At 69.8% G+C, this 18111-nt stretch carries 17 protein-coding genes; 7 read left to right on the top strand and 10 right to left on the bottom strand.

The annotated features are described in order from the left end of the window. Positions 1-16: 16 nt before the first annotated feature. From NF4_RS12420 to NF4_RS12400, 5 genes are all read right to left on the bottom strand, one after another. Positions 17-523 carry a PNPOx family protein gene (locus NF4_RS12420; protein WP_063127481.1) on the bottom strand — a complete coding sequence of 169 codons (507 nt, stop codon included), beginning with the start codon at positions 521-523 and terminating at the stop codon, positions 17-19. A gap of 18 nt (positions 524-541) precedes the next feature. Then, positions 542-1267, bottom strand: coding sequence for an amino acid ABC transporter ATP-binding protein (locus NF4_RS12415; RefSeq protein ID WP_063127480.1), 726 nt, complete (start codon positions 1265-1267; stop codon positions 542-544). A gap of 3 nt (positions 1268-1270) precedes the next feature. Then, positions 1271-3064, bottom strand: a complete 1794-nt coding sequence (locus NF4_RS12410) for an ABC transporter substrate-binding protein/permease (protein ID WP_063127479.1) — start codon at positions 3062-3064, stop codon at positions 1271-1273. 78 nt (positions 3065-3142) lie between these two features. Further along, complete coding sequence (locus tag NF4_RS12405) at positions 3143-4126, bottom strand: phosphotriesterase family protein (protein WP_084533076.1); 984 nt, start codon at positions 4124-4126, stop codon at positions 3143-3145. A 308-nt stretch (positions 4127-4434) separates the two neighbouring features. Then, the gene (locus NF4_RS12400; RefSeq protein WP_157120247.1) at positions 4435-5718 is read right to left on the bottom strand and encodes a PucR family transcriptional regulator; all 1284 of its coding nucleotides are present in this window, start codon (positions 5716-5718) and stop codon (positions 4435-4437) included. Between the two features lie 194 nt (positions 5719-5912). On the opposite strand from NF4_RS12400, the gene NF4_RS12395 reads away from it, so the two are divergent. Further along, a complete protein-coding gene (locus tag NF4_RS12395; RefSeq protein ID WP_063127477.1) occupies positions 5913-6464 on the top strand; it encodes a hypothetical protein in 552 nt (183 codons plus the stop codon). Between the two features lie 32 nt (positions 6465-6496). Here the strand turns inward: NF4_RS12395 and NF4_RS12390 are convergent, their stop codons facing one another. Further along, positions 6497-7357: a helix-turn-helix domain-containing GNAT family N-acetyltransferase gene (locus tag NF4_RS12390; protein ID WP_063127476.1), complete on the bottom strand. Its 861-nt coding sequence runs from the start codon at positions 7355-7357 to the stop codon at positions 6497-6499. Between the two features lie 154 nt (positions 7358-7511). On the opposite strand from NF4_RS12390, the gene NF4_RS12385 reads away from it, so the two are divergent. Then, positions 7512-7715, top strand: coding sequence for a hypothetical protein (locus NF4_RS12385; protein ID WP_063127475.1), 204 nt, complete (start codon positions 7512-7514; stop codon positions 7713-7715). 140 nt (positions 7716-7855) lie between these two features. After that, complete coding sequence (locus tag NF4_RS12380; protein WP_063127474.1) at positions 7856-9079, top strand: serine hydrolase domain-containing protein; 1224 nt, start codon at positions 7856-7858, stop codon at positions 9077-9079. 4 nt (positions 9080-9083) lie between these two features. Here the strand turns inward: NF4_RS12380 and ilvA are convergent, their stop codons facing one another. Next, on the bottom strand, positions 9084-10439 hold the full coding sequence (gene ilvA / locus NF4_RS12375; protein WP_063127473.1) for a threonine ammonia-lyase IlvA: 1356 nt from the start codon (positions 10437-10439) through the stop codon (positions 9084-9086). Between the two features lie 109 nt (positions 10440-10548). Beyond that, a complete protein-coding gene (locus NF4_RS12370; RefSeq protein ID WP_063127472.1) occupies positions 10549-10983 on the bottom strand; it encodes a nitroreductase family deazaflavin-dependent oxidoreductase in 435 nt (144 codons plus the stop codon). A gap of 190 nt (positions 10984-11173) precedes the next feature. Between NF4_RS12370 and NF4_RS12365 the strand changes: the two genes are divergently transcribed. Both NF4_RS12365 and NF4_RS12360 read left to right on the top strand, forming a co-directional pair. After that, positions 11174-11404, top strand: a complete 231-nt coding sequence (locus NF4_RS12365) for a hypothetical protein (RefSeq protein ID WP_063127471.1) — start codon at positions 11174-11176, stop codon at positions 11402-11404. 138 nt (positions 11405-11542) lie between these two features. Next, positions 11543-12958, top strand: a complete 1416-nt coding sequence (locus NF4_RS12360; RefSeq protein ID WP_063127470.1) for an amidase — start codon at positions 11543-11545, stop codon at positions 12956-12958. Positions 12959-12969: 11 nt separating this feature from the next. Here the strand turns inward: NF4_RS12360 and treY are convergent, their stop codons facing one another. Together treY and NF4_RS12350 are read right to left on the bottom strand one after the other, a co-directional pair. Continuing rightward, entirely contained in the window at positions 12970-15372 is a 2403-nt protein-coding gene (treY, locus tag NF4_RS12355; RefSeq protein WP_063127469.1) for a malto-oligosyltrehalose synthase, read from the bottom strand. A gap of 222 nt (positions 15373-15594) precedes the next feature. Continuing rightward, complete coding sequence (locus NF4_RS12350; RefSeq protein WP_063127468.1) at positions 15595-16152, bottom strand: cupin domain-containing protein; 558 nt, start codon at positions 16150-16152, stop codon at positions 15595-15597. Between the two features lie 29 nt (positions 16153-16181). On the opposite strand from NF4_RS12350, the gene NF4_RS12345 reads away from it, so the two are divergent. Both NF4_RS12345 and NF4_RS12340 read left to right on the top strand, forming a co-directional pair. Beyond that, positions 16182-16616, top strand: coding sequence for a MarR family winged helix-turn-helix transcriptional regulator (locus tag NF4_RS12345; RefSeq protein ID WP_063127467.1), 435 nt, complete (start codon positions 16182-16184; stop codon positions 16614-16616). Between the two features lie 178 nt (positions 16617-16794). Beyond that, a complete protein-coding gene (locus NF4_RS12340; protein WP_063127501.1) occupies positions 16795-18084 on the top strand; it encodes an adenosylmethionine--8-amino-7-oxononanoate transaminase in 1290 nt (429 codons plus the stop codon). Positions 18085-18111: the final 27 nt, after the last annotated feature.

Genomic DNA, 18111 nt, shown 5'->3' with positions numbered 1-18111 from the left:
GGCGGCCGGACCCGGGTCATCGGACCGGGCGCAGCTCGATCACCACACCGCCCTGCTGCCAGGTCTGGTAGATATCGGCCTTGTTCGGATTGCCCGCGGCATCGAAACCGATGCCGTTGTAGCCCGCGTTGGTCCGGTTGTCCCGGGCGATGATCTCGAACAGCCGCAGTACGTCCTCGGCTTCGGTGTGCACGACCGGATCGAATTGTTCGGGCCGTCCGCCGCGGGTGATGGTGAGTGGGGTGCCGGTCGTCAGGTTCGTCACCCACGGTCGCCGGGCCGTGCCGATCAGCAGCGTCTGTCCGTGCGCGGTGTAGGCGACCGGGATATCGTAGGCGCGCCCGGATTTGCGGCCCACGACGTGCAGGGTCGCCAGTCGTTTACCCACTACGCGGGACAGGCCCGGGAGCCGCAGCAGCGTGCGGACCACCCGGTTCGTCACGCCCTGGGCCCGGCCGGGGTGCCGTGGTCCGCTGGTGGTGGGGGTGCCGTAGGGGTTCGCCGTCGGGGAATCCTCGCTCATGGGTTCAGTATCGTCGCCTCACAGCACTTGGTCGAGAAACCGTCGCAGCCGCGGCGTTCCGGCGTTGTCGAACAATTCGTCCGGACTGCCCGCCTCCACCACCACACCGCCGTCCATGAACACCACATGGTCGGATACGCTGCGGGCGAACCCCATCTCGTGCGTCACCACGATCATCGACATACCGCCCGCGGCCAGCTCCGACATCAGCGCGAGCACACCCTTGACCAGTTCCGGGTCCAGCGCGGAGGTGGCCTCGTCGAAGAACATGATGTCCGGTTTCATGGCCAGCGCCCGGGCGATCGCCACCCGCTGTTGCTGACCACCGGAGAGGTTGGCGGGCCGGGAGTCGGCCTTGCCGGTGAGCCCCACGACCTCGAGCTGTTCCAGCGCCAGGGTGCGGGCCGCGTCCTTGGACAGGCCGCGCAGCTTGCGTGGTCCCAGCGCGATATTGTCGGCCACCGTCCGGTGCGGGAAGAGATTGAACTGCTGGAAGACCATCCCGATGCGCTGCCGCAGCCGGTCGGGGTTCTCGGTGAGCACCGAGTCGCCGTCGATCAGGATGTCCCCGGCGTCGGGTTCGTGCAGGCGGTTGAGGACGCGCAGCAGGGTGGACTTCCCGGAACCGGACGGGCCGATCACCGTGGTGGTCTTCCCGGCGTCGACGTGGATGTCCACTCCACGCAGAATCTGATTACCGCCCAGCCGTAGGTGGAGGCCGGTGCCGGTCAGTGAGGCGCTCATCGGTTACCCCCGGCCTTCGGTGATGGCGGCCTGCTCGACCGGGTCGATCGGCTGATCGGGCCGGCCGGTGCGCATGCGCCGGTCGATGTAGTTCACCAGGTGGGTGAGTGGGACGGTCAGCAGCAGATAGACCAGACCGGCGGCCACCAGCGGTGACAGGTTCCCGGTCTGGGCGTTGAGGTCGCGGCCGACCGCGAACAGTTCGCGCTGGGTGGCCAGCAGCCCCAGGAAATAGATCAGCGACGAATCCTTGATCAACGCGATGAACTGGTTCATCAGCGCGGGCAGCACCCGGCGCACCCCCTGCGGGATCACCACCAGCGTCATCGCCTGCCGGTAGCCGAAGCCGATCGCCCGGGCGGCCTCGAGCTGCCCCGGCTCCACCGATTGGATACCGGAGCGGAAGATCTCGCCGATATAGGCCGAGGCGAGCAGGGCCAGCGCCACCGCGCCGAGCCAGTAGGGATTGTTGCCGGTGAGGCCGCTGACCACCGGTCCGATACCCAGGCCGATGAGCAGGATGATGACCACCGCCGGCAGGCCGCGGAAGATATCGGTGTACACCCGGGCCGGCCAGCGCAACCAGCGGGTCCGCGAGATTCCGGCCACCGCGAGCAGCATGCCGATCAGGGTGCCCAGCACGCCGGAGACCAGCGCGAGGATCAGGGTGTTGGGCAGGCCGGTCTTGAACAGGTCCGGGAAGGCCTGCCGGTACAGCGACCAGTCGAAGAAGGTGTCGCGGAGCTGTTCCAGCGTCGATTTCGGCGCCTGCGCGGTCTGCTGCTGCGGGCCCTGGTCGGCGGCGAGGGCGGCGAAATCGGGCAGTTGCGGGGCCGGTGCGGCCTTCGACCCGGGTTTCCAGCCGGGGGGTAGTTCCCGCGGCACCCAGTCGCTGTAGAGGCGGGCGTAGGTGCCGTCGGCGATCACCGCGTCCAACCCGGAGTTGAGTGCGTCGATCAGCGGCTTGTTGTCCTTGGCGACCGCCCAGGCGACGAAATTGTCCAGGCTGAACGAGTTGTCCACGACCGAGGTCGCATCACCCGGCGCGATCGCGCCCTGGGCCTGCGCGGACGGGGCGACCCACGCGTCCACCTGGCCGGTTTTCACATTCGCGTAGGCGGTGTTGTAGTCGGGGAACTTCACCGGGTCCAGGCCGAGCTCGTTGACGACGTATTCGTCCTGGACCGTGCCCTGCACCACCGCCACCCGGGAACCGGGCCCGAGATCGGCGAACCCCTGCACCGGGCTGCCGTCCTTGACCACCAGCGAGAAGTAGCCGAAATCGTAGCCGTTGGTGAAACCGACCATCTCGCGCCGGGCGTCGGTGGTGGTGATGTTGGACGACCCCACATCGAACCGCTTGCCCGCGACCTGGGCCAGCAGGCCGGCGAACTCGGTACCGGAGAACTCGACCCGCAGCCCGATCTTCGCGGCCACCGCGCGCAGCAGTTCGTTGTCGAAGCCGGTGAACGCGCCGGCGGAGTTCACACAGATACTGGGCGGCGCGTCGGAGAGGGTGCCGACACTCAGCACGCCGGGCCGGATCAGGCCCAGCCGGGAGACGTCCACCGCGGCCGGCGGTTCGGTCGATCCGGTGGTGAAACGATCCTCTTTGCCCGCACCCGGTGCGGTCAGGTCGGCCGGGGCCGCGGTGGCCGCCTCCGGTCCCGGCGGCGCGCACAGGTCGCGGGCGGCGCCGTCACCGCCGCCGCTGCCGCACGCGGTCGCCAGCAGGGCGACGGCGACCAGCAGCACGGCGAGTAGCGCGCGGGCGCGCGGAACGGGCAGACCAGGCATGATCGACAACCCTAGCGTCCGGCCCGACCCGGTCCGGGCACCCGGGTCGGGTGTGGCCGCGGCGCCGCGACCACCGGTTCACCCGGCCGCGAAGAACCGGCGGGGTACCTCGACGAGCATCGTCTGCAGCTGCCGCTCCTCGATACCGCGATCGAGCACATAGGGGAAGACGTCGTCGAACAGGTGGGTGTAGTGCCACTGCGGCAGGACCGCCGCCCGCATGGCCGGTTCCATCCAGTCGATATAGCAGCTGGCGTCCTGCGAGAGCACCATGCGCTCGGCGTAGCCGCGGCGCACCATCTCGATGAGGGTATCGGCGCGCGCCTCGAAGGTGGTCTCGAGATTGATCCCGAATCGATCCATGCCCAGGACGAATCCGGCGTCGGCCAGCGCGGTCAGATAGTCCAGATCCGTGGTGTCGCCGCTGTGGCCCAGGACGATCCGGGTCGGATCGACCCCTTCCTCGGCGCACATGACGCGTTTGACCTCGAAACCGGAACCCGATTCGGGGTGGGTGTGCACGGTGATCGGCACCCCGGTCTCGTGGTGGGCCCGGGCCACCGCCCGCATCACCCGTTCGACACCGGGTGTCAGTCCCTCCGCGTCGATCGCGCATTTGAGCATGCCCGCCCGGACGCCGGTCCCGGCGATACCGTCCCGGATATCGCCGACGAACATATCGACCATCGGATCGGGGACATGGGTGCCGACCAGCGGGTCCAGCGCCGGTCCGCGGTAGTGGAAGAAGAACGGCACATCGTTGTAGGTGTAGAGGCCGGTGGCCACGATCAGTTGCAGCGGAACCCGCTGCGCGATCTGCGCGATCCGCGGAATGTAGCGGCCCAGTCCCACCACCGTCGGGTCCACGATCGTACGCACACCGGCCTCGTAGGCGGTGGTCAGCTGCCGGACCGCGTCCTCGACCCGCTCGTCCTCCGAACCCCACTCCTGCGAATAGTTCTGCTGTACATCGGAGCTGAGCACGAAGACGTGCTCGTGCATGAGGGTGACACCGAGATCGGCGGTGTCCACGGCACCGCGGACGGTTTGGATCGAGGGCACGAAAGTCTCCTGGAAAAGGGCAGCGCGCAGCGCGGCGACGCCGGCACGACGGGTGGGATGCGGTCCGCGACACCACCCGTGGTGGGCGCGGCGAACCGGTTGCCGGCGAGCCAACTGCTCAGGTGGACGCCGGTTTCCGGGGGTAACTGAACCTTACGGCGAGGCTGTGGGGCGGACCATATTCCGGCCGCATGAAAGCTCGGCCGGCATTTGTGCGCTGAGCACATGCCCGCGGCGCACTCGGCGAAATATTCGTCGTGCGCGCAGCATTGCGCCCGCCGGGTCCGGCCGGATTCGGTGCCCGTGGCTCAGTTCTGTCCCGGCTCCGGTCGCAGTACCGCGGCGCCGAGCAGGTGCGTGGCCTGTAGTGCCAGCCGCGGATACAGATCCGCGCCGGGTGCGTCGGTGCTCACGCCGATGAGGTTCAGCGCCTGCCGGACGCGGTACTGGACGGTATTGCGATGGACGGCCAGTCGGGTGGCGGCCGCCGCGTAACTGCGGTTCACCGCGAGGAACACGCGCAGCGTCTCCCGCAGCCAGAGATTGCGTTCGTTGTCCACCGCCAGTTCGCCGAGTTCGTCGGCGACGAACTCGCGCAGCGTATCGATATCGCCGGCGAGCAGCGCGACCGCCGAAACCTCGGGATGGGACAGGACCCGGGCGCCGTGGTCCCCGCCCAGCAGCGCGAGCCGGCGCACCCGGTCGGCCTGACCCGCCGTGCGCCGGAATCCGGCCACCCCGGTGCCGTAACCGCCGAAGGCCACCCGCACCGGCAGGGCGCGGTCGGAGAGCAACTGTTCGATCGCGGCGCTGTCGACGGGTGTCTCGTGCGGGAGGGCGAACCACATCCGGGCCTCGTGTTCGTCCACCGGCACCAGCAGGTTCCCGTGCGCCCGGTCGAACACGGTGGTCAGCGCCGTGCGGAGGTGGTCGAAAACCTCCACGGCGGTGGCGGGGTCGATATGCGGGTCGGTCCAGGCGTCGATCGCGAGATGCCCGCGGGTGAGTGGATAGTGCAGTACCTGCTCCGCGGCCTCGGTATCGGTGGCGGTGCCGTTGAGCAGCCGGGTCACCCACTGCTGCCGTAGCCCGCCCCGGTTGCCGACCCAGCGGTCGCGTTCCTGTTCGTAGGCGACACCGACCTGCTCGCAGACCCGGTCGATGTACACCGAGGTGCGGTTGACGATATGGACGATCGCCGAGGTGGTCACCGGGCCGCCGCCGCCGAATTCGATCGCGTAGCGCATACCGGTGTCCAGGAAGCCGGCCTGACCGATCCGGTACGCCCGGATCAACGCCGACGCCGGCACATCGCGCTGGGCGAGGATCCGGGCGTACACCAGGGCCCGCTCCGGCGCTCGGACATCGTCCTCGCCGGCCTCGTTCTGCAGGAACTGCAGGATTTCCATCAGGTTGTCGGTCGTCCCGTCCTCCATCAGTTCGCGCAGCCGCGGGTCCTGATCCAGCGCCGGCACCTGCGCGCGCATCATCTGCGACAACTCGTCGACGAATTGGTCGCGGTCCCGGAGGAATGTCTGCGCGACCAGTCCGACCACCTCTTCGGTGCTGTGCGCCGCCTGTCGTTGCTCCACAGTGGTAATGATCGCGCGGTCCACCGGCCGGGTGACCGGGCGGGCGGTCGTCCCCGGCCGCGGTGGCCCGGCCGGAGCCGAACCGGTGCCCCGACCGGCGCGGACGGTTAGAGTCGGCGGACAGGTGGACGGCCGGTGTACCGGACCGCACGCGGCAGTGTTGGGCAGGACAGACGGGGTGCGGGGCAGCTGTTATGAAGATTTCCGCCGGTGCGCCCGGATGGTACGACGCGTGCTCTCCGGCCGAACGCGCCGCCACGGTCGCGCTGGCCGCCACCCGCCGGAACTGGTCGGTGCTGTGGTCGGCGCTGGCCGCGACCGGTCTCGTCCTCGCCTGCTATCCGGTGGCGGCCGGTCTACTGCCGCTGCCCGGCCCGGAGCCCGCCGCCCCGCCCGGGGCGCTGTCGTTCGCGATCGGCGCGCTCGTGGTCGCGCTCGCGGTCCTGGTGGTCAACAGTGTGGCCTGGGGGCGGGTGGAGCGCGTGTTCTCCGGGGCGGCACCGGACGAGGTGGTGCGCCCGTTCCGCTGGGTGCGCTGGCTGCCCACCTCGCTGGTCTCGCTGCTGGGGACCGTCGCGATGCTCGTGGTCGGGGTGTACCCGCTCGCGCGATACGGCCAGGCGGGCCTGCGGGGGCTGTCGGCCGCCGATTGGGCGAGCGCCGGCGTGGCGGTGCTGTGTGTGCTGTGCGGTCTGTCGACCCTGTGGCTGAAGGTGATCCTGCGACCGGTCCGGACCGGGCCGTAACGGCGCGGACCGCCGCTACGCCCGGCGGATGGTCAGTTCAGCGGACTGCGCCGCTCCAGCAGTACCGCGTCGCGCCAGCGACCTTCGGAGCGGCCGCTGCGCTCCCGGATACCGACGGTGCGGAAGCCCGCCGCGTGATACAGCGAGATACCGATCCGGTCCTCCGGGAACGCGGTGGTCTGCAGGGCCCGCAGGCCCGCGTCCTCGGCGGCGGTGACCTGGCGGCGCAGGAGGGCGGTGCCGACACCGCGACCCTCGAGTTCGTCGGCGACCATCACGCAACTGTCGGCGACGTCCCGATAGAACTCGTGGCCCGAGACCGGGGTGAGGGCCGCCCACCCGGCGATCCGGCCGTCGGCTTCGGCGACCCAGCGGTGCCCGGGCAGCCACTGGCGGTCCAGGGCCTCCCGGTCGGGTGCGTCGGCGGCGCCGACAGCGGGATAGGCCGTCCCTCGGGCGGCGTGGATGGCGCGCACGGCTTCCCAGTCCGCGTCGGTCAGCGCCCGGACGGTGATATCGCCCGGTGGCTCCTCCGGACAAGGTGGGCGGGGGGTGAGCAGACCCATCACCGCGTCGGCGGTGTGCGGCAGTTCGGTGCAGCGGTGTGGATCGACGGTGACGAGGGTGGCAGTGCCCTCTTTGTGTACTGTCACGAACCCGGCGTCGGTGAGCTTGCGGACATGGTGGGAGACGGTCGGCTGTCCGATACCGAGTGCTTCGGCGATTTCGCCGATGTGGATGCCGGCGGGGCTCGTGGCGACCTGGTGCAGTAGCCGGACCCGGGTCGGGTCGGCCAGGCAGGAAAACCAGCCTGCGTAGATGGCCGCGTCGGCGACCGGGAGCGCGTCACCGCGCACCTGGTCCCGCGCGACCGGCGGTGCCAAGGAGGTCATGGGGCCCACTATATCGACGGAAGATATTCGACCCGAGAAAGTCGACTTTCCGCTGTTTATCCAGTGTCGTCGATATTGCCGGGAGCCGGTCTCGCCGGTAACCGCGATCCCTTTCGGGCGCGATTGCCGGTGGCCGGTGCACGGATATCGAATTATGCTGTCGACCGGGGAATCTGGCGAAGCCGTTTTCGCCGCGCACAGCTACGGCCCGTCGTGGCAGCAGATCGCGGATGGCCGGACGCGCGCCTATTCCCTGCCGGAGCGTGAGCGTGAATTCTTTACCGATTTGTTTCCTGTTATCCGATGGAATTGCCGCCGGGTCCGGGAAAGTGTCCGCGTCGAATTCTCCGGACGGTAGCCGTCCCGGACGATCACATTCGGATGTCCACGCGAAACCGGACGCCGGGGCGGTTCCGGTGGCCGGCCTCGCCGGGCTCGGCAGCGTACCCGGCCGGGACGGACATTGCCGGAAACCTCGGATGACCTTACTGTGTAAGGATGAGCAGCGTCGCTTATTCCGGCAGCGCCGGAGCAGAATTTCGGCGGCTGACGGCCGCATTCACCCGGGTCTACGGCGGCCGGAAGGGCGTAGGTGCGGCGCTGGCGGTGTACCGGCACGGGGAACCGGTTCTCGATATCTGGACGGGGGAGTCCGCGCCGGACCGGCCCTGGAGTCGCGATACCGGTGCGGTGGTCTTCTCGGCGACCAAGGGCATCGCGGCAACGGTTGTGCATCGGCTCGCCGATCGCGGTCTCATCGACTACGACGCCCCGGTCTGTGAATACTGGCCCGCGTTCGGTTGTAACAACAAGGACAAGATCACCGTCCGGCAGGTCCTCACCCATTCGGCCGGTCTGTCCGGTGTCGGCGCCTTGGCGGCGCAGGGTGCCGAACTGCTCGACCACGAACTCATGGCCGAACGGCTGGCCGCCGCCTCCCCGGACCGGCTGCTCGGTGTTCCGGCCTACCACGCGATGACCTTCGGCTGGCTGCTCGCCGGACTGGCCCGGGAGGTCACCGGCGTCAGCATGAAGGAACTGTTCCAGCGCGAGGTCGCGATCCCGCTGGGCACCGACGGTGTGCACCTGGGCCGCCCGCCCGCGGGATCGGTCACCGTGGCGGCCGAGAGCTTCGGCGCGGGCTTCTCCTTCGCCGGTACGCCGCGCGGTTCCCGGCTGGTCACCCTGTTGCAGGCCATTCCCGGCGCGCTCGGCGTCAGCAGCCGCTCCCTGTTCATTCCCGGCGCCGAGGCCATCCTGACCGGCCCGAATCCGCCGCTGCTGGACAGCGAGATGCCGGCCGCCAACGGTGTGTGCAGCGCCAACGGCCTGGCCGCGGTGTACGAACCGCTGGCCTGCAACGGACTCGCCGGAGGCCGGCGGTACCTGTCCGGCGCCGCCGTCCAGGCCATCCGCCGGATCGAACGGTTCCGGCCCGATACCGGGTTGTTCCTCTACATGGGACCCCTGTGGCATCTCGGGTACCACGCCATGCCCACCCTCGGCGCGCCCCGCGGGTTCGGCCATATCGGCCTGGGTGGCTCGTTCGGCTGGGCGGATCCGGATAGCGGTATCTCGCTCGGTTTCGTGCACAACCGGCTGGCGATGGAAACCCTGGCCGTGGACCAGTCCGCGTTCGCCTGGCTGCTGCCGCTGGTCATGTCCGGAGCCCGCACGGCCGCCCGGATCGGCCGCGGCGCACCCCGGGAGGCCGCGGCCTGATCGCTCAGGTCAGATAGCGGTAGGCCGGGGAACCCGGTTCGAGCCGCTCACACTGGATCGGCGAATGGGCGATCCGGTCCAGCAGCGGTTGCAGGCCGGTACGTTCGCCCAGTTCGACACCGACCAGTGCGGCACCGGTTTCCCGGTTGTTGCGTTTGACGTATTCGAACAGGGTGATGTCGTCGTCGGGGCCCAGTACTTCGTCGAGGAACCGGCGCAGCGCCCCTGGTTCCTGCGGGAAGTCCACCAGGAAATAGTGCTTGAGCCCCTGGTGCACCAGGGAACGTTCGATGACCTCGCCGTAGCGGGACACATCGTTGTTCCCGCCCGAGACCACGCAGACCACGGTCGATCCGGGTTCCGGGGGTGATTCCAGCAGCCCGGTGATCGCCAGCGCGCCCGCGGGCTCGGCGATGATCCCCTCGCTCTGGTACAGGTCCAGCATGGCGGTGCAGACGGCTCCCTCGTCCACCCGCAGCAGCCGGAAGGAGCCGGTACCGCCGGGGGGGTCGATCGAAACGAGCAGGGGCAGGGAGCCGTGCGAGACCACCCGCCCGCCGAAACCGGCCACCGCCTCGTAGGGCACCCGGCCGATCCGGCGGACCGCGGCGCCGTCGACGAACGGGTCGACCTCGGGCAGGGTCACCGGCCCGCCCGCGACCAGCGCCGCGGTCATCGAGGCCGCGCCGGCGGGCTCGACCGCGAGGATTGCCGTCTCCGGGGCGCGTTCCCGCAGATAGGTGCCGATACCGGCGAGGCACCCGCCGCCACCGACGGGGACCACCACCAGATTCGGCGCGGTGCCGAGCTGATCGAGGATTTCGGCGGCGATGGTGCCCTGACCGGCAGCGGTCCGGGTGTCGTCGAACGGGGGCACCATGGTGGCGCCGGTGCGCCGGACATCCTCGGCGGCCGCGGCGGCCGCGGCGTCGAAGGTTTCGCCGACGGCGATCAGTTCGACGAATTCGCCGCCGTGGACCCGGATCCGGTCGCGCTTCTGTTTGGGCGTGGTGGTGGGGACGTAGATGCGGCCGGTGATACCCATGGCCCGGCAGGCGAACGCCACGCCCTGGGCGTGGTTACCGGCGCTCGCCGCGACCACGCCCGCCGCGCGCTCGGTGTCGCTGAGCTGGACCACCAGGTTGTATGCGCCGCGCAGCTTGTAGGAGCGCACGACGGTGAGATCCTCGCGTTTGAGGTACACCTGGGCGCCGGTCAGCTGCGATAGGCGCGGGCATAGTTGTAGCGGGGTGGGCTCGATAATGTCGGCGATGCGTTTGGCTGCGGCGTCGATCTCGTCCGCGGTCAACGCGGGACGGGCTTCTGGCAGGTGAGTGAGCACATCGGACACCCCGTCCATGCTGCCACCCACCGCGGCCGGAGCGCGCGGCGGGTGGCCGTGTCCTGCGCTTTCGTTCATCGGTGCGGCGTGGTCCCGGACTGCCGGAACCTCGCCCGGGCCGGTTTCGTCAGCGCGGGGTGAGCACGAAGACCGGGATCTGGCGATCGGTCTTGAGCTGATAGTCGGCATAGGGCGGGTAGGCGGCGACGGCCCGCGTCCACCAGAGCGCCTTCTCCTCGCCGAACACCTCGCGGGCGGTGTAGTCCTTGGTAACGGTGCCGTCCTGCAGTTCCACATGGGGGTCGGCGACCACATTGTGGTACCAGACGGGATGCTTCGGCGCGCCGCCCAGCGATGCGACGATCGCGTATTCGCCGTCGTGTTCGACCCGCATGAGCGCGGTCTTGCGAAGTTTGCCGGTCTTGTTGCCGACGGTCGTCAGCACCACCACCGGCATGCCCTGCAAGGTGGTGCCCTTGGTACCGCCGGAGTTCTCGATCTTCTCGGCCTGCTCGCGGGCCCAGTCGGAGGTGGACGGTGCGTATTCTCCAGTCAATGGCATATCCCGGGAAACGTCCCGGACGGCCCCGCTTGTTCCCGGGGCGGTCCGACCTGGCCGGACAACGCCCGCGGGTGGCGGGGCGCGCCGAGCCGGCCGCCTGCGCGGCGTTTCGCGCCGGACGGCGGAGTCTGTGGGCAGGAAGACAAAAGTTCGATGGACCGAACACCACCTCCACGGGTAGCCTGAACATATGACCGCATCTCGTCTCACCGCCCCGCGCGCCGCTGTCCGCGGTCCGGCGGCTGTCGATATCGCGGGGTCGCGCTGGCCGGTGTACAAGCTGGAGGCGCTGGTCGTGGGGTTGCTGATGTTTCTGGTGGCGGCGATCGTCCTGGGGTCGGCCCAGACCGGGGTGCTGCTGGGGGCGGCCGTGGGCGTGCTGCTGTGGTCCGCCGGGTGGTGGCGCTCGGCGCGCCGGTAGCCGCCGCGCCCGGGCGCCGCGCCGGGTGCAACGAGCCCCGCGCGGTTCCGCTCCGTACTAGTCTGGGCCGAGTTGAACACACGTCCACTTGGCTCCGGGTCGGATATCCGGGACCCCGAGGTACACGCGAGCCGATTCATGACCGATCGAGTACATGCCTTCACCGACGACGCGCTGGGCGAACACGATGCGGTGGCGCTCGCCGCCCTGGTCCGCGCCGGTGCGACGAGTCCGGAGGAACTGGCCCGCGCGGCGCTGGCCCGGGCCGACGTGGTGAATCCGCGGTTGAACGCGATCGCCTACCGGTGCCCGGAGCCACGACCGGCCGCCGCAGCCGGAGACGGCGTGTGGTACGGGGTGCCGGCCTTCGTGAAGGACAACGCCGATGTGGCCGGGCTGCCGAGTTGTTACGGCAGCGCGGCCGTCACGGCGCATCCCGCCGGTAAGCACGACCGGTTCACCGCCCAACTACTGAGCACCGGGGTGACGGTCCTGGGCAAGACCACCATGCCCGAATTCGGCTTCACCTCCACCACCGAGTTCGAACACAGCGACCCGACCCGCAACCCGTGGCACACCGGGTACACCGTCGGCGGTTCCTCGGGCGGATCGGCCGCCCTGGTGGCGGCGGGTGTGGTGCCGGTGGCGCACGGTAACGACGGGGGCGGATCGCTGCGCATCCCGGCGGCCTGCGCGGGTCTGGTCTCGCTGAAACCCAGCCGGTTCCGGCACCTGGACAACGCCCAGGCGCGGCAGTTGCCGATCAAACTCGTCTCCGAGGGTGTGCTGTCCCGGTCGGTCCGCGATCAGGCTGCCTATCACGCCGCCGCCGAAGCCTATTGGCGCAATCCGAAACTTCCGCCCATCGGCACCGTCGAGGGACCTGCCACCCGGAAACTGCGGATCGGTCTGCTGACCACGGCGTGCAACGGTCTGGAACCCGACGCCGAGACCCTGGCCGCCGTGACCGCGACCGCCCGGATCCTGGAGAGCGCGGGACATACGATCGAGCCGATGCCCTCGCCGGTCTCGGCGGAGCTCGTCGCCGATTTCCTGCAGTACTGGGGATTTCTGGCGCAGATGTCGGGAGTCACCGGAAAACTGAGTCACGGCCGCTCCTTCGACGCCGCCCGGCTGGAGACCTTCACCAAAGGGCTTGCCGCCGCCTTCCGTCGGCGGCTGTTCGCCACCCCGGGTGCGCTGTACCGGCTGAACCGGGCCCGCGCCGACTACGACGCGGTGCTCACCCGCTACGACGCCATCCTCTCGCCGGTGCTCACCCACACCACACCCGAGATCGGATATCTGAATCCGGGAGTGCCGTTCGCCGAATCGATCGAGCGGGTCACGAATTTCGTCGGCTATACACCGATCAACAATGTCACCGGGTCGCCGTCCCTCGCCGTTCCGGCCGGTCTCACCGCGGCCGGGCTGCCGGTCGGGGTCATGCTCAGCGGGCCCTACGGTGGCGAACGGACCCTGCTGGAACTGGGTTTCCTGCTGGAAGCGCAGGCGCCGTTCCCGCGGATCGCCGCCGCGGCGACCGGATCCTGACGGCGGCGCGCTCAGCGGACCAGCAGCGCGACCGGAAGGCGGGCGAACAGTTTTTCCGTGCGGGCGCGGTTCTGGAACGTATGCCCGGTGAGACGGTCGGTCCAGGACCCGCCCGAGAGTTCGATATAGGTGTCGCCCCAGCCGGTTTCCCCGATCGCGACACTGTGCCGGGTGACGGCGACGATGATCTCCGGGTCGGCGCCGACCCGGCCCCGGGCGTAGGCGACGAGTTTGTCGGCGTGCTCGCCGTGCCCGAATACCGGGGTGTAGGTACCGCCGACGAAACATTCCGGGCGTTCCCGCCGCAACCACAGCGCGTAGGCGACCAGCCACATCTTGGCGGCGCCGGTGATGTCCAGCGGCGGCGTCGTGGTGAGGGTGTGCAGCATCCCGCCCCGGGATCCGAAATCGACCGGGCGGCGATTGTCGGGGTCGACCAGCGAGTCCTCCCAGAGCTCGCATCCCTGGTAGATGTCGGGGATCCCCGGCGCGCACAGCTGCAGCAGTTTCTGTGCCAGTGAATCCGACCAGGCGTGCGGGGCCAGATCATGGGCGAGATCGGTGAGCTGGCGGCCGACCGGCCCGTCGATCACCTGGTCGAGCCAGGCGTGCACCGCGTTCTCGAAATCGGCATCGGGTTCCTCCCAGGAGGTGTGCTCCCCGGATTCGCGCATCGCCTTCTCGGCGAACCGGTGTACCCGGTCGCGCAGACCCGGCACCGAGGGTGCCGGACGCCCGTCGGCCGGCCACATGCCGAACATGTTCTGCAGCAGGAACAGCGCGGTGGCGCCGTCGGGCGGAGGAAGCTTCTCGAGCCACAGGGTGACCGCACGGGCCCACATCCGGGGGACCTGGGAGAGCACCCCGATCCTGGCCCGCACATCTTCACCGCGTTTGGTGTCGTGGGTGGACAGGGTGGTCATCGACGCGGGCCAGCGGCGCGCGCGCGAGGCGTTGGCGAGATGGAATTCGTTGACGGTGCGGCCGAAACGCGCCGGGTTACCACCGATCTCCTGGAGCGACACCAGGCGGACGGCGCGGTAGAAGAGGATGTCCTCCACGGCTTTCGCGCCGATCGCGGTGCTCACCTGATGGAACCGGGTCCACGCGGTACGGCCGGCGATCAGCGCGCTCACCAGGACCGCCAGCGGTACCCGCAGTTCCGCGTTGCGTTTCTCCACCTCGGCGACCACCGCGCTGACCATTCCGGCCAGCGGGGTGTAGTCGGCCCGGGCGACCGGCAGAAAAGACAGCACCTCGATGGTGGCATTGGTGAGGGCCATGGTGTCGAAATCGTCGGCGCCCGCGTCGGCTTTGATCGCGGCGACCAGGCGGCGCAGCTCCGGCGCCAGGATGCTCTCCGCGACCGCGCGTTTGATGCGGTGTTCCTTCTCGCCGACCCACACCCGATCGCTGCCGTGCCCGGTGATGTGGCGGGACAGTTCGGTGAGGATCTGTTCCCCGGCCGGTTCCAGCAGCACCCCGCCGAAATCGGCGATGCCGTCGTAGCCGGTGGTTCCGTCGATCGGCAGGGTGGGGTCGAGGGGTTCCCGGTTGGCGAGGGTCTTCTCCACCAGCAGCAGCCGGGTGGGTCCGATGAGCTGCCGTAGGCGCTGGAGATATCCGGCCGGGTCGGCGAGGCCGTCGGGATGGTCGACCCGGACACCGTCGATCAGATCGTGTTCGCACCAGGCCGCGAGTTCGCGATGGGTGGCCTCGAACACCACCGGATCCTCCTGGCGCAGCGCCGCCAGCCCGCTGATCGACAGGAACCGGCGATATCCGCAGATCCCGGATTTCCAGCTCACCAGCCGGTAGTGCTGTTTGTCGTGGATCCGCAGCGCGTTGTCGCCGTCGGTGCCGGGCGCGATGGGGAAACGGAGTTCGTGCAGGGCGAGCAGCGGTTCGGGGCCGGACCGGTCGACGGTGAGGGCGGCCGGGTCGTTCGCGCCGCGCAGGACCGGGAGCGCCAGCCGGCCGCCCACACCGTTGCCCGGACTCCAGTCGATATCGAAGAACGACGCGAACTGGGATTTCTGACCGTACTGCAGCACATGCCACCACCACAGGTTCTGCTGCGGATCGGCGACCCCCACATGGTTGGGCACCAGGTCCATGATCAGGCCCATCCCGCGGTTGTGCACCTCGTCGGCGAGTGCCTTGAGTCCGAGCGGGCCGCCCAGCGCGGCGGAGACGGTGGTGGGGTCGGTGACGTCGTAGCCGTGGGTGGAGCCGCGCGCGGCCGTCATCACCGGGGAGAGGTAGATATGCGAGACCCCCAGTTGCTGGAGGTATTCCGCGGTGGCCGCGGCCTGGGCGAAGGTGAGTCCGTCCGGGCGCAGCTGAAGCCGGTAGGTGCTGCGGACCGGAGTGGCGCGCGGGTTGCGGCGGAAGCTCGGCGGGTCTGCGGGCATACGGTTCTCGTCGGGGTCCTGAGGAGCGCGGCGGATGGAAGGGCGCCGGAGCCGTCCGGCGCGGGGTGCGGGGACCGGCCGGAATCAGCGCGGATGCTCGGCGTCGCCCGAGGGCCGGGTGCCACACGGATACACCACCGGCGGTGTCACTTCCTCGATCAGCGAGTTGGACGCGTCCATGGACAAGACACTAGCGCCATTTCGGCGCGCGGATGCCGGGGGTCACTGGCCGATTGCTCGGCTCCGGCCGGCCGGGCTCGTCCAGCGGCGTGCGTAACCGGTTCGCCGGGCGATTGCGGCGAGGCTGCCCAGGGTCGCGCGCTGCAGCCAGGCGGGTATTCCGGCGAGGTAGCCGTCCTGTAGTTCCCAGAGCAGGGCGAGTGCCAGCGGATTGCGGGGGACGCCGGAGCGAGTGGTCGCCCCCGACCGGTCAAGGGCGCTCCACAGCGCGAACATCTCCAGATGCCGCAGCGGTGGGCGGATCTCGTGGTCGAGCACCGTATCGGGCGCGACACTACGGAATTCGTGGACGGTGCGGGCCGCCGCGCGCACCGTATTGCCGGGGCCGGCCGTGATCTCGCGGCCGTCGACGCGGAACGCGAGCGCGCCGCGCCGCACCGTCCAGCTCTCGCCGATCACGGGGTGCCAGTGCGGGCCCGCCTGCCGGCCGGGGGTGGGCAGTTCGTGGCGCAACCGCAGATAGGGGCCGTGCGCGTCGGTGCCCTCGTCGACCACGGTGACGCGGTGACCGTTGCGGAAGGAGATGACCCGGTCTGGCATCCTTCTATTAGAAAGGTTACCTTCTTAATATGTCAACCACCCCGTCGCTGCTGAAACTCCTCACGCTGGCCACCCGGGCCGTCGAAGCGGAACTGAACGACGCACTGCGGACGCGGCTGGCCGCGGAGTTGCGTCCCGCGCACTACGCGGTGTTCCGGTATCTGGATCCGGGGGGATCGCGGGTGGGTGAATTGGCGGAGGCCGCCGGGATGACCCAGCAGTCGATGGGCGAACTGCTGGGTCAGCTGGAGCGGGCGGGGCTCGTGCGCAGGCAGGTCGATCCGCGGGACCGGCGGGCCCGGCAGGTGGTGTGTACCGAGGCCGGACGCGCGGCGCTCCAACTGGCAGGGGAGCGCATCGCGCGGATCGAGGATCGGGTACGGGCGGATGTGGGAGAGGCCGGGACGGTGGAGTTGCGGCGATTGCTGACCCGGGTGGCGGCGGTGCTGGACGGGGCCGGGTGACGATCGGGGTGCGGGCGGATGGGCGCGGATGCGCGGCGGTCGCGCCTCCTGTGACACCGGCGGCTGCGCGCCGGGGTGGGTCCCTGCTGCGCGGCCCGGCCGGTCCGGGTTGGTAACTTGAACGGTGTTCAAGGTTTCGTGCGGCCGGCCGCGGTCGCGCTACGAGTGGAGGATCGCCGTGCTCGCCGCCCCCGCAGAACTCACCGCCGCGCAGATCTCCGACCTCGACGCGCGCTATGTCTGGCACCCTTACGGCGGGTTCCCGCCCACCACCGAACCGCTCGTCGTCACCGAGGCCGCGGGCACCCGGCTGACGCTGGCCGACGGCCGCGAACTGGTGGACGGGATGAGTTCGTGGTGGGCCGCAGTGCACGGCTACCGGCACCCGGTCCTCGACGAAGCGCTGGTGGCGCAGTCACGCCGGATGAGCCATGTGATGTTCGGCGGGCTCACCCACGAACCGGCGGCCCGGTTGTGCGAACTGCTGGTCCGGCACACCCCCGTCGGCCTGGACCGCGTGTTCCTCTGCGATTCCGGGTCGGTCGCGGTGGAGGTCGCGGTGAAGATGTGCCTGCAGTACTGGCGGTCGGTGGGGCGCCCGGAAAAACGCCGGTTGCTGACCTGGCGCGGCGGATATCACGGCGACACCTTCACGCCGATGAGCGTATGCGATCCGGAGGGCGGGATGCACGCGCTCTGGACCGATGTCCTGGCCGAACAGCTCTTCGTCTCCGCGCCACCCCGGGACTACCGCGACGATTACGTGCGGGAGCTGGAACACGCCGTCGCCCGGTACGCGTCCGAGCTGGCCGCGATCGTGGTGGAACCGGTGGTCCAGGGGGCGGGCGGGATGCGCTGGCACGATCCCCGCTACCTGGCCGACCTGCGCCGGCTGTGTGACTTGCACGGGGTCCTGCTGGTGTTCGACGAGATCGCCACCGGGTTCGGGCGGACCGGCACGCTCTTCGCCGCCGAGCAGGCGCGGGTCACACCGGATGTCATGTGCGTGGGCAAAGCACTCACCGGCGGATATCTGACCCTCGCCGCCGCGCTGTGCACGGGCGAGATCGCCGAGTCCGTCAGCGCCGCGCACGGGGGACTCATGCACGGCCCGACATTCATGGGCAATCCGCTGGCCTGTGCCGTCGCGGTCGCGTCGGTGGAACTGCTGCTCGCGCGCGACTGGCAGGCGGAAGTGGCCCGGCTCGGGGCCGGCCTGCGGGCGGGTCTGGCTCCGGCGCGGGAACTGCCGGGGGTGACCGACGTGCGGGTGCTGGGCGGTATCGGAGTGATCGAGCTGGAGCAGCCGGTGGATATGCGGGCCGCCACCGCGGCCGCCGTCGCCGCGGGCGCCTGGATCAGGCCGTTCCGCAACCTGATCTACGCGATGCCGCCCTATATCAGCGACGGGGCCGATATCGCGACCGTCACCGCCGCCATGGTCGCGGCGGCACGCGCGGGCTCCTGAACCGCAACAGACAGCCCCGGCCCGGGT

Source organism: Nocardia fusca NBRC 14340, from assembly GCF_001618425.1.
GTDB classification, from domain to species: domain Bacteria; phylum Actinomycetota; class Actinomycetes; order Mycobacteriales; family Mycobacteriaceae; genus Nocardia; species Nocardia fusca.
The sequence above is the reverse complement of the archived record's forward strand: the minus strand, read 5'-3'. Positions and strand labels throughout refer to the sequence as shown.

What these genes read in the sequence shown, in the direction of transcription:
- NF4_RS12420 (WP_063127481.1), bottom strand. Translation starts at nt 523, where the DNA reads ATGAGCGAGGATTCCCCGACGGCGAACCCCTACGGCACCCCCACCACC.
- NF4_RS12415 (WP_063127480.1), bottom strand. Translation starts at nt 1,267, where the DNA reads ATGAGCGCCTCACTGACCGGCACCGGCCTCCACCTACGGCTGGGCGGT.
- NF4_RS12410 (WP_063127479.1), bottom strand. Translation starts at nt 3,064, where the DNA reads ATGCCTGGTCTGCCCGTTCCGCGCGCCCGCGCGCTACTCGCCGTGCTG.
- NF4_RS12395 (WP_063127477.1), top strand. Translation starts at nt 5,913, where the DNA reads ATGAAGATTTCCGCCGGTGCGCCCGGATGGTACGACGCGTGCTCTCCG.
- NF4_RS12390 (WP_063127476.1), bottom strand. Translation starts at nt 7,357, where the DNA reads ATGACCTCCTTGGCACCGCCGGTCGCGCGGGACCAGGTGCGCGGTGAC.
- NF4_RS12385 (WP_063127475.1), top strand. Translation starts at nt 7,512, where the DNA reads ATGCTGTCGACCGGGGAATCTGGCGAAGCCGTTTTCGCCGCGCACAGC.
- NF4_RS12380 (WP_063127474.1), top strand. Translation starts at nt 7,856, where the DNA reads ATGAGCAGCGTCGCTTATTCCGGCAGCGCCGGAGCAGAATTTCGGCGG.
- ilvA (WP_063127473.1), bottom strand. Translation starts at nt 10,439, where the DNA reads ATGGACGGGGTGTCCGATGTGCTCACTCACCTGCCAGAAGCCCGTCCC.
- NF4_RS12370 (WP_063127472.1), bottom strand. Translation starts at nt 10,983, where the DNA reads ATGCCATTGACTGGAGAATACGCACCGTCCACCTCCGACTGGGCCCGC.
- NF4_RS12365 (WP_063127471.1), top strand. Translation starts at nt 11,174, where the DNA reads ATGACCGCATCTCGTCTCACCGCCCCGCGCGCCGCTGTCCGCGGTCCG.
- NF4_RS12360 (WP_063127470.1), top strand. Translation starts at nt 11,543, where the DNA reads ATGACCGATCGAGTACATGCCTTCACCGACGACGCGCTGGGCGAACAC.
- treY (WP_063127469.1), bottom strand. Translation starts at nt 15,372, where the DNA reads ATGCCCGCAGACCCGCCGAGCTTCCGCCGCAACCCGCGCGCCACTCCG.
- NF4_RS12350 (WP_063127468.1), bottom strand. Translation starts at nt 16,152, where the DNA reads ATGCCAGACCGGGTCATCTCCTTCCGCAACGGTCACCGCGTCACCGTG.
- NF4_RS12345 (WP_063127467.1), top strand. Translation starts at nt 16,182, where the DNA reads ATGTCAACCACCCCGTCGCTGCTGAAACTCCTCACGCTGGCCACCCGG.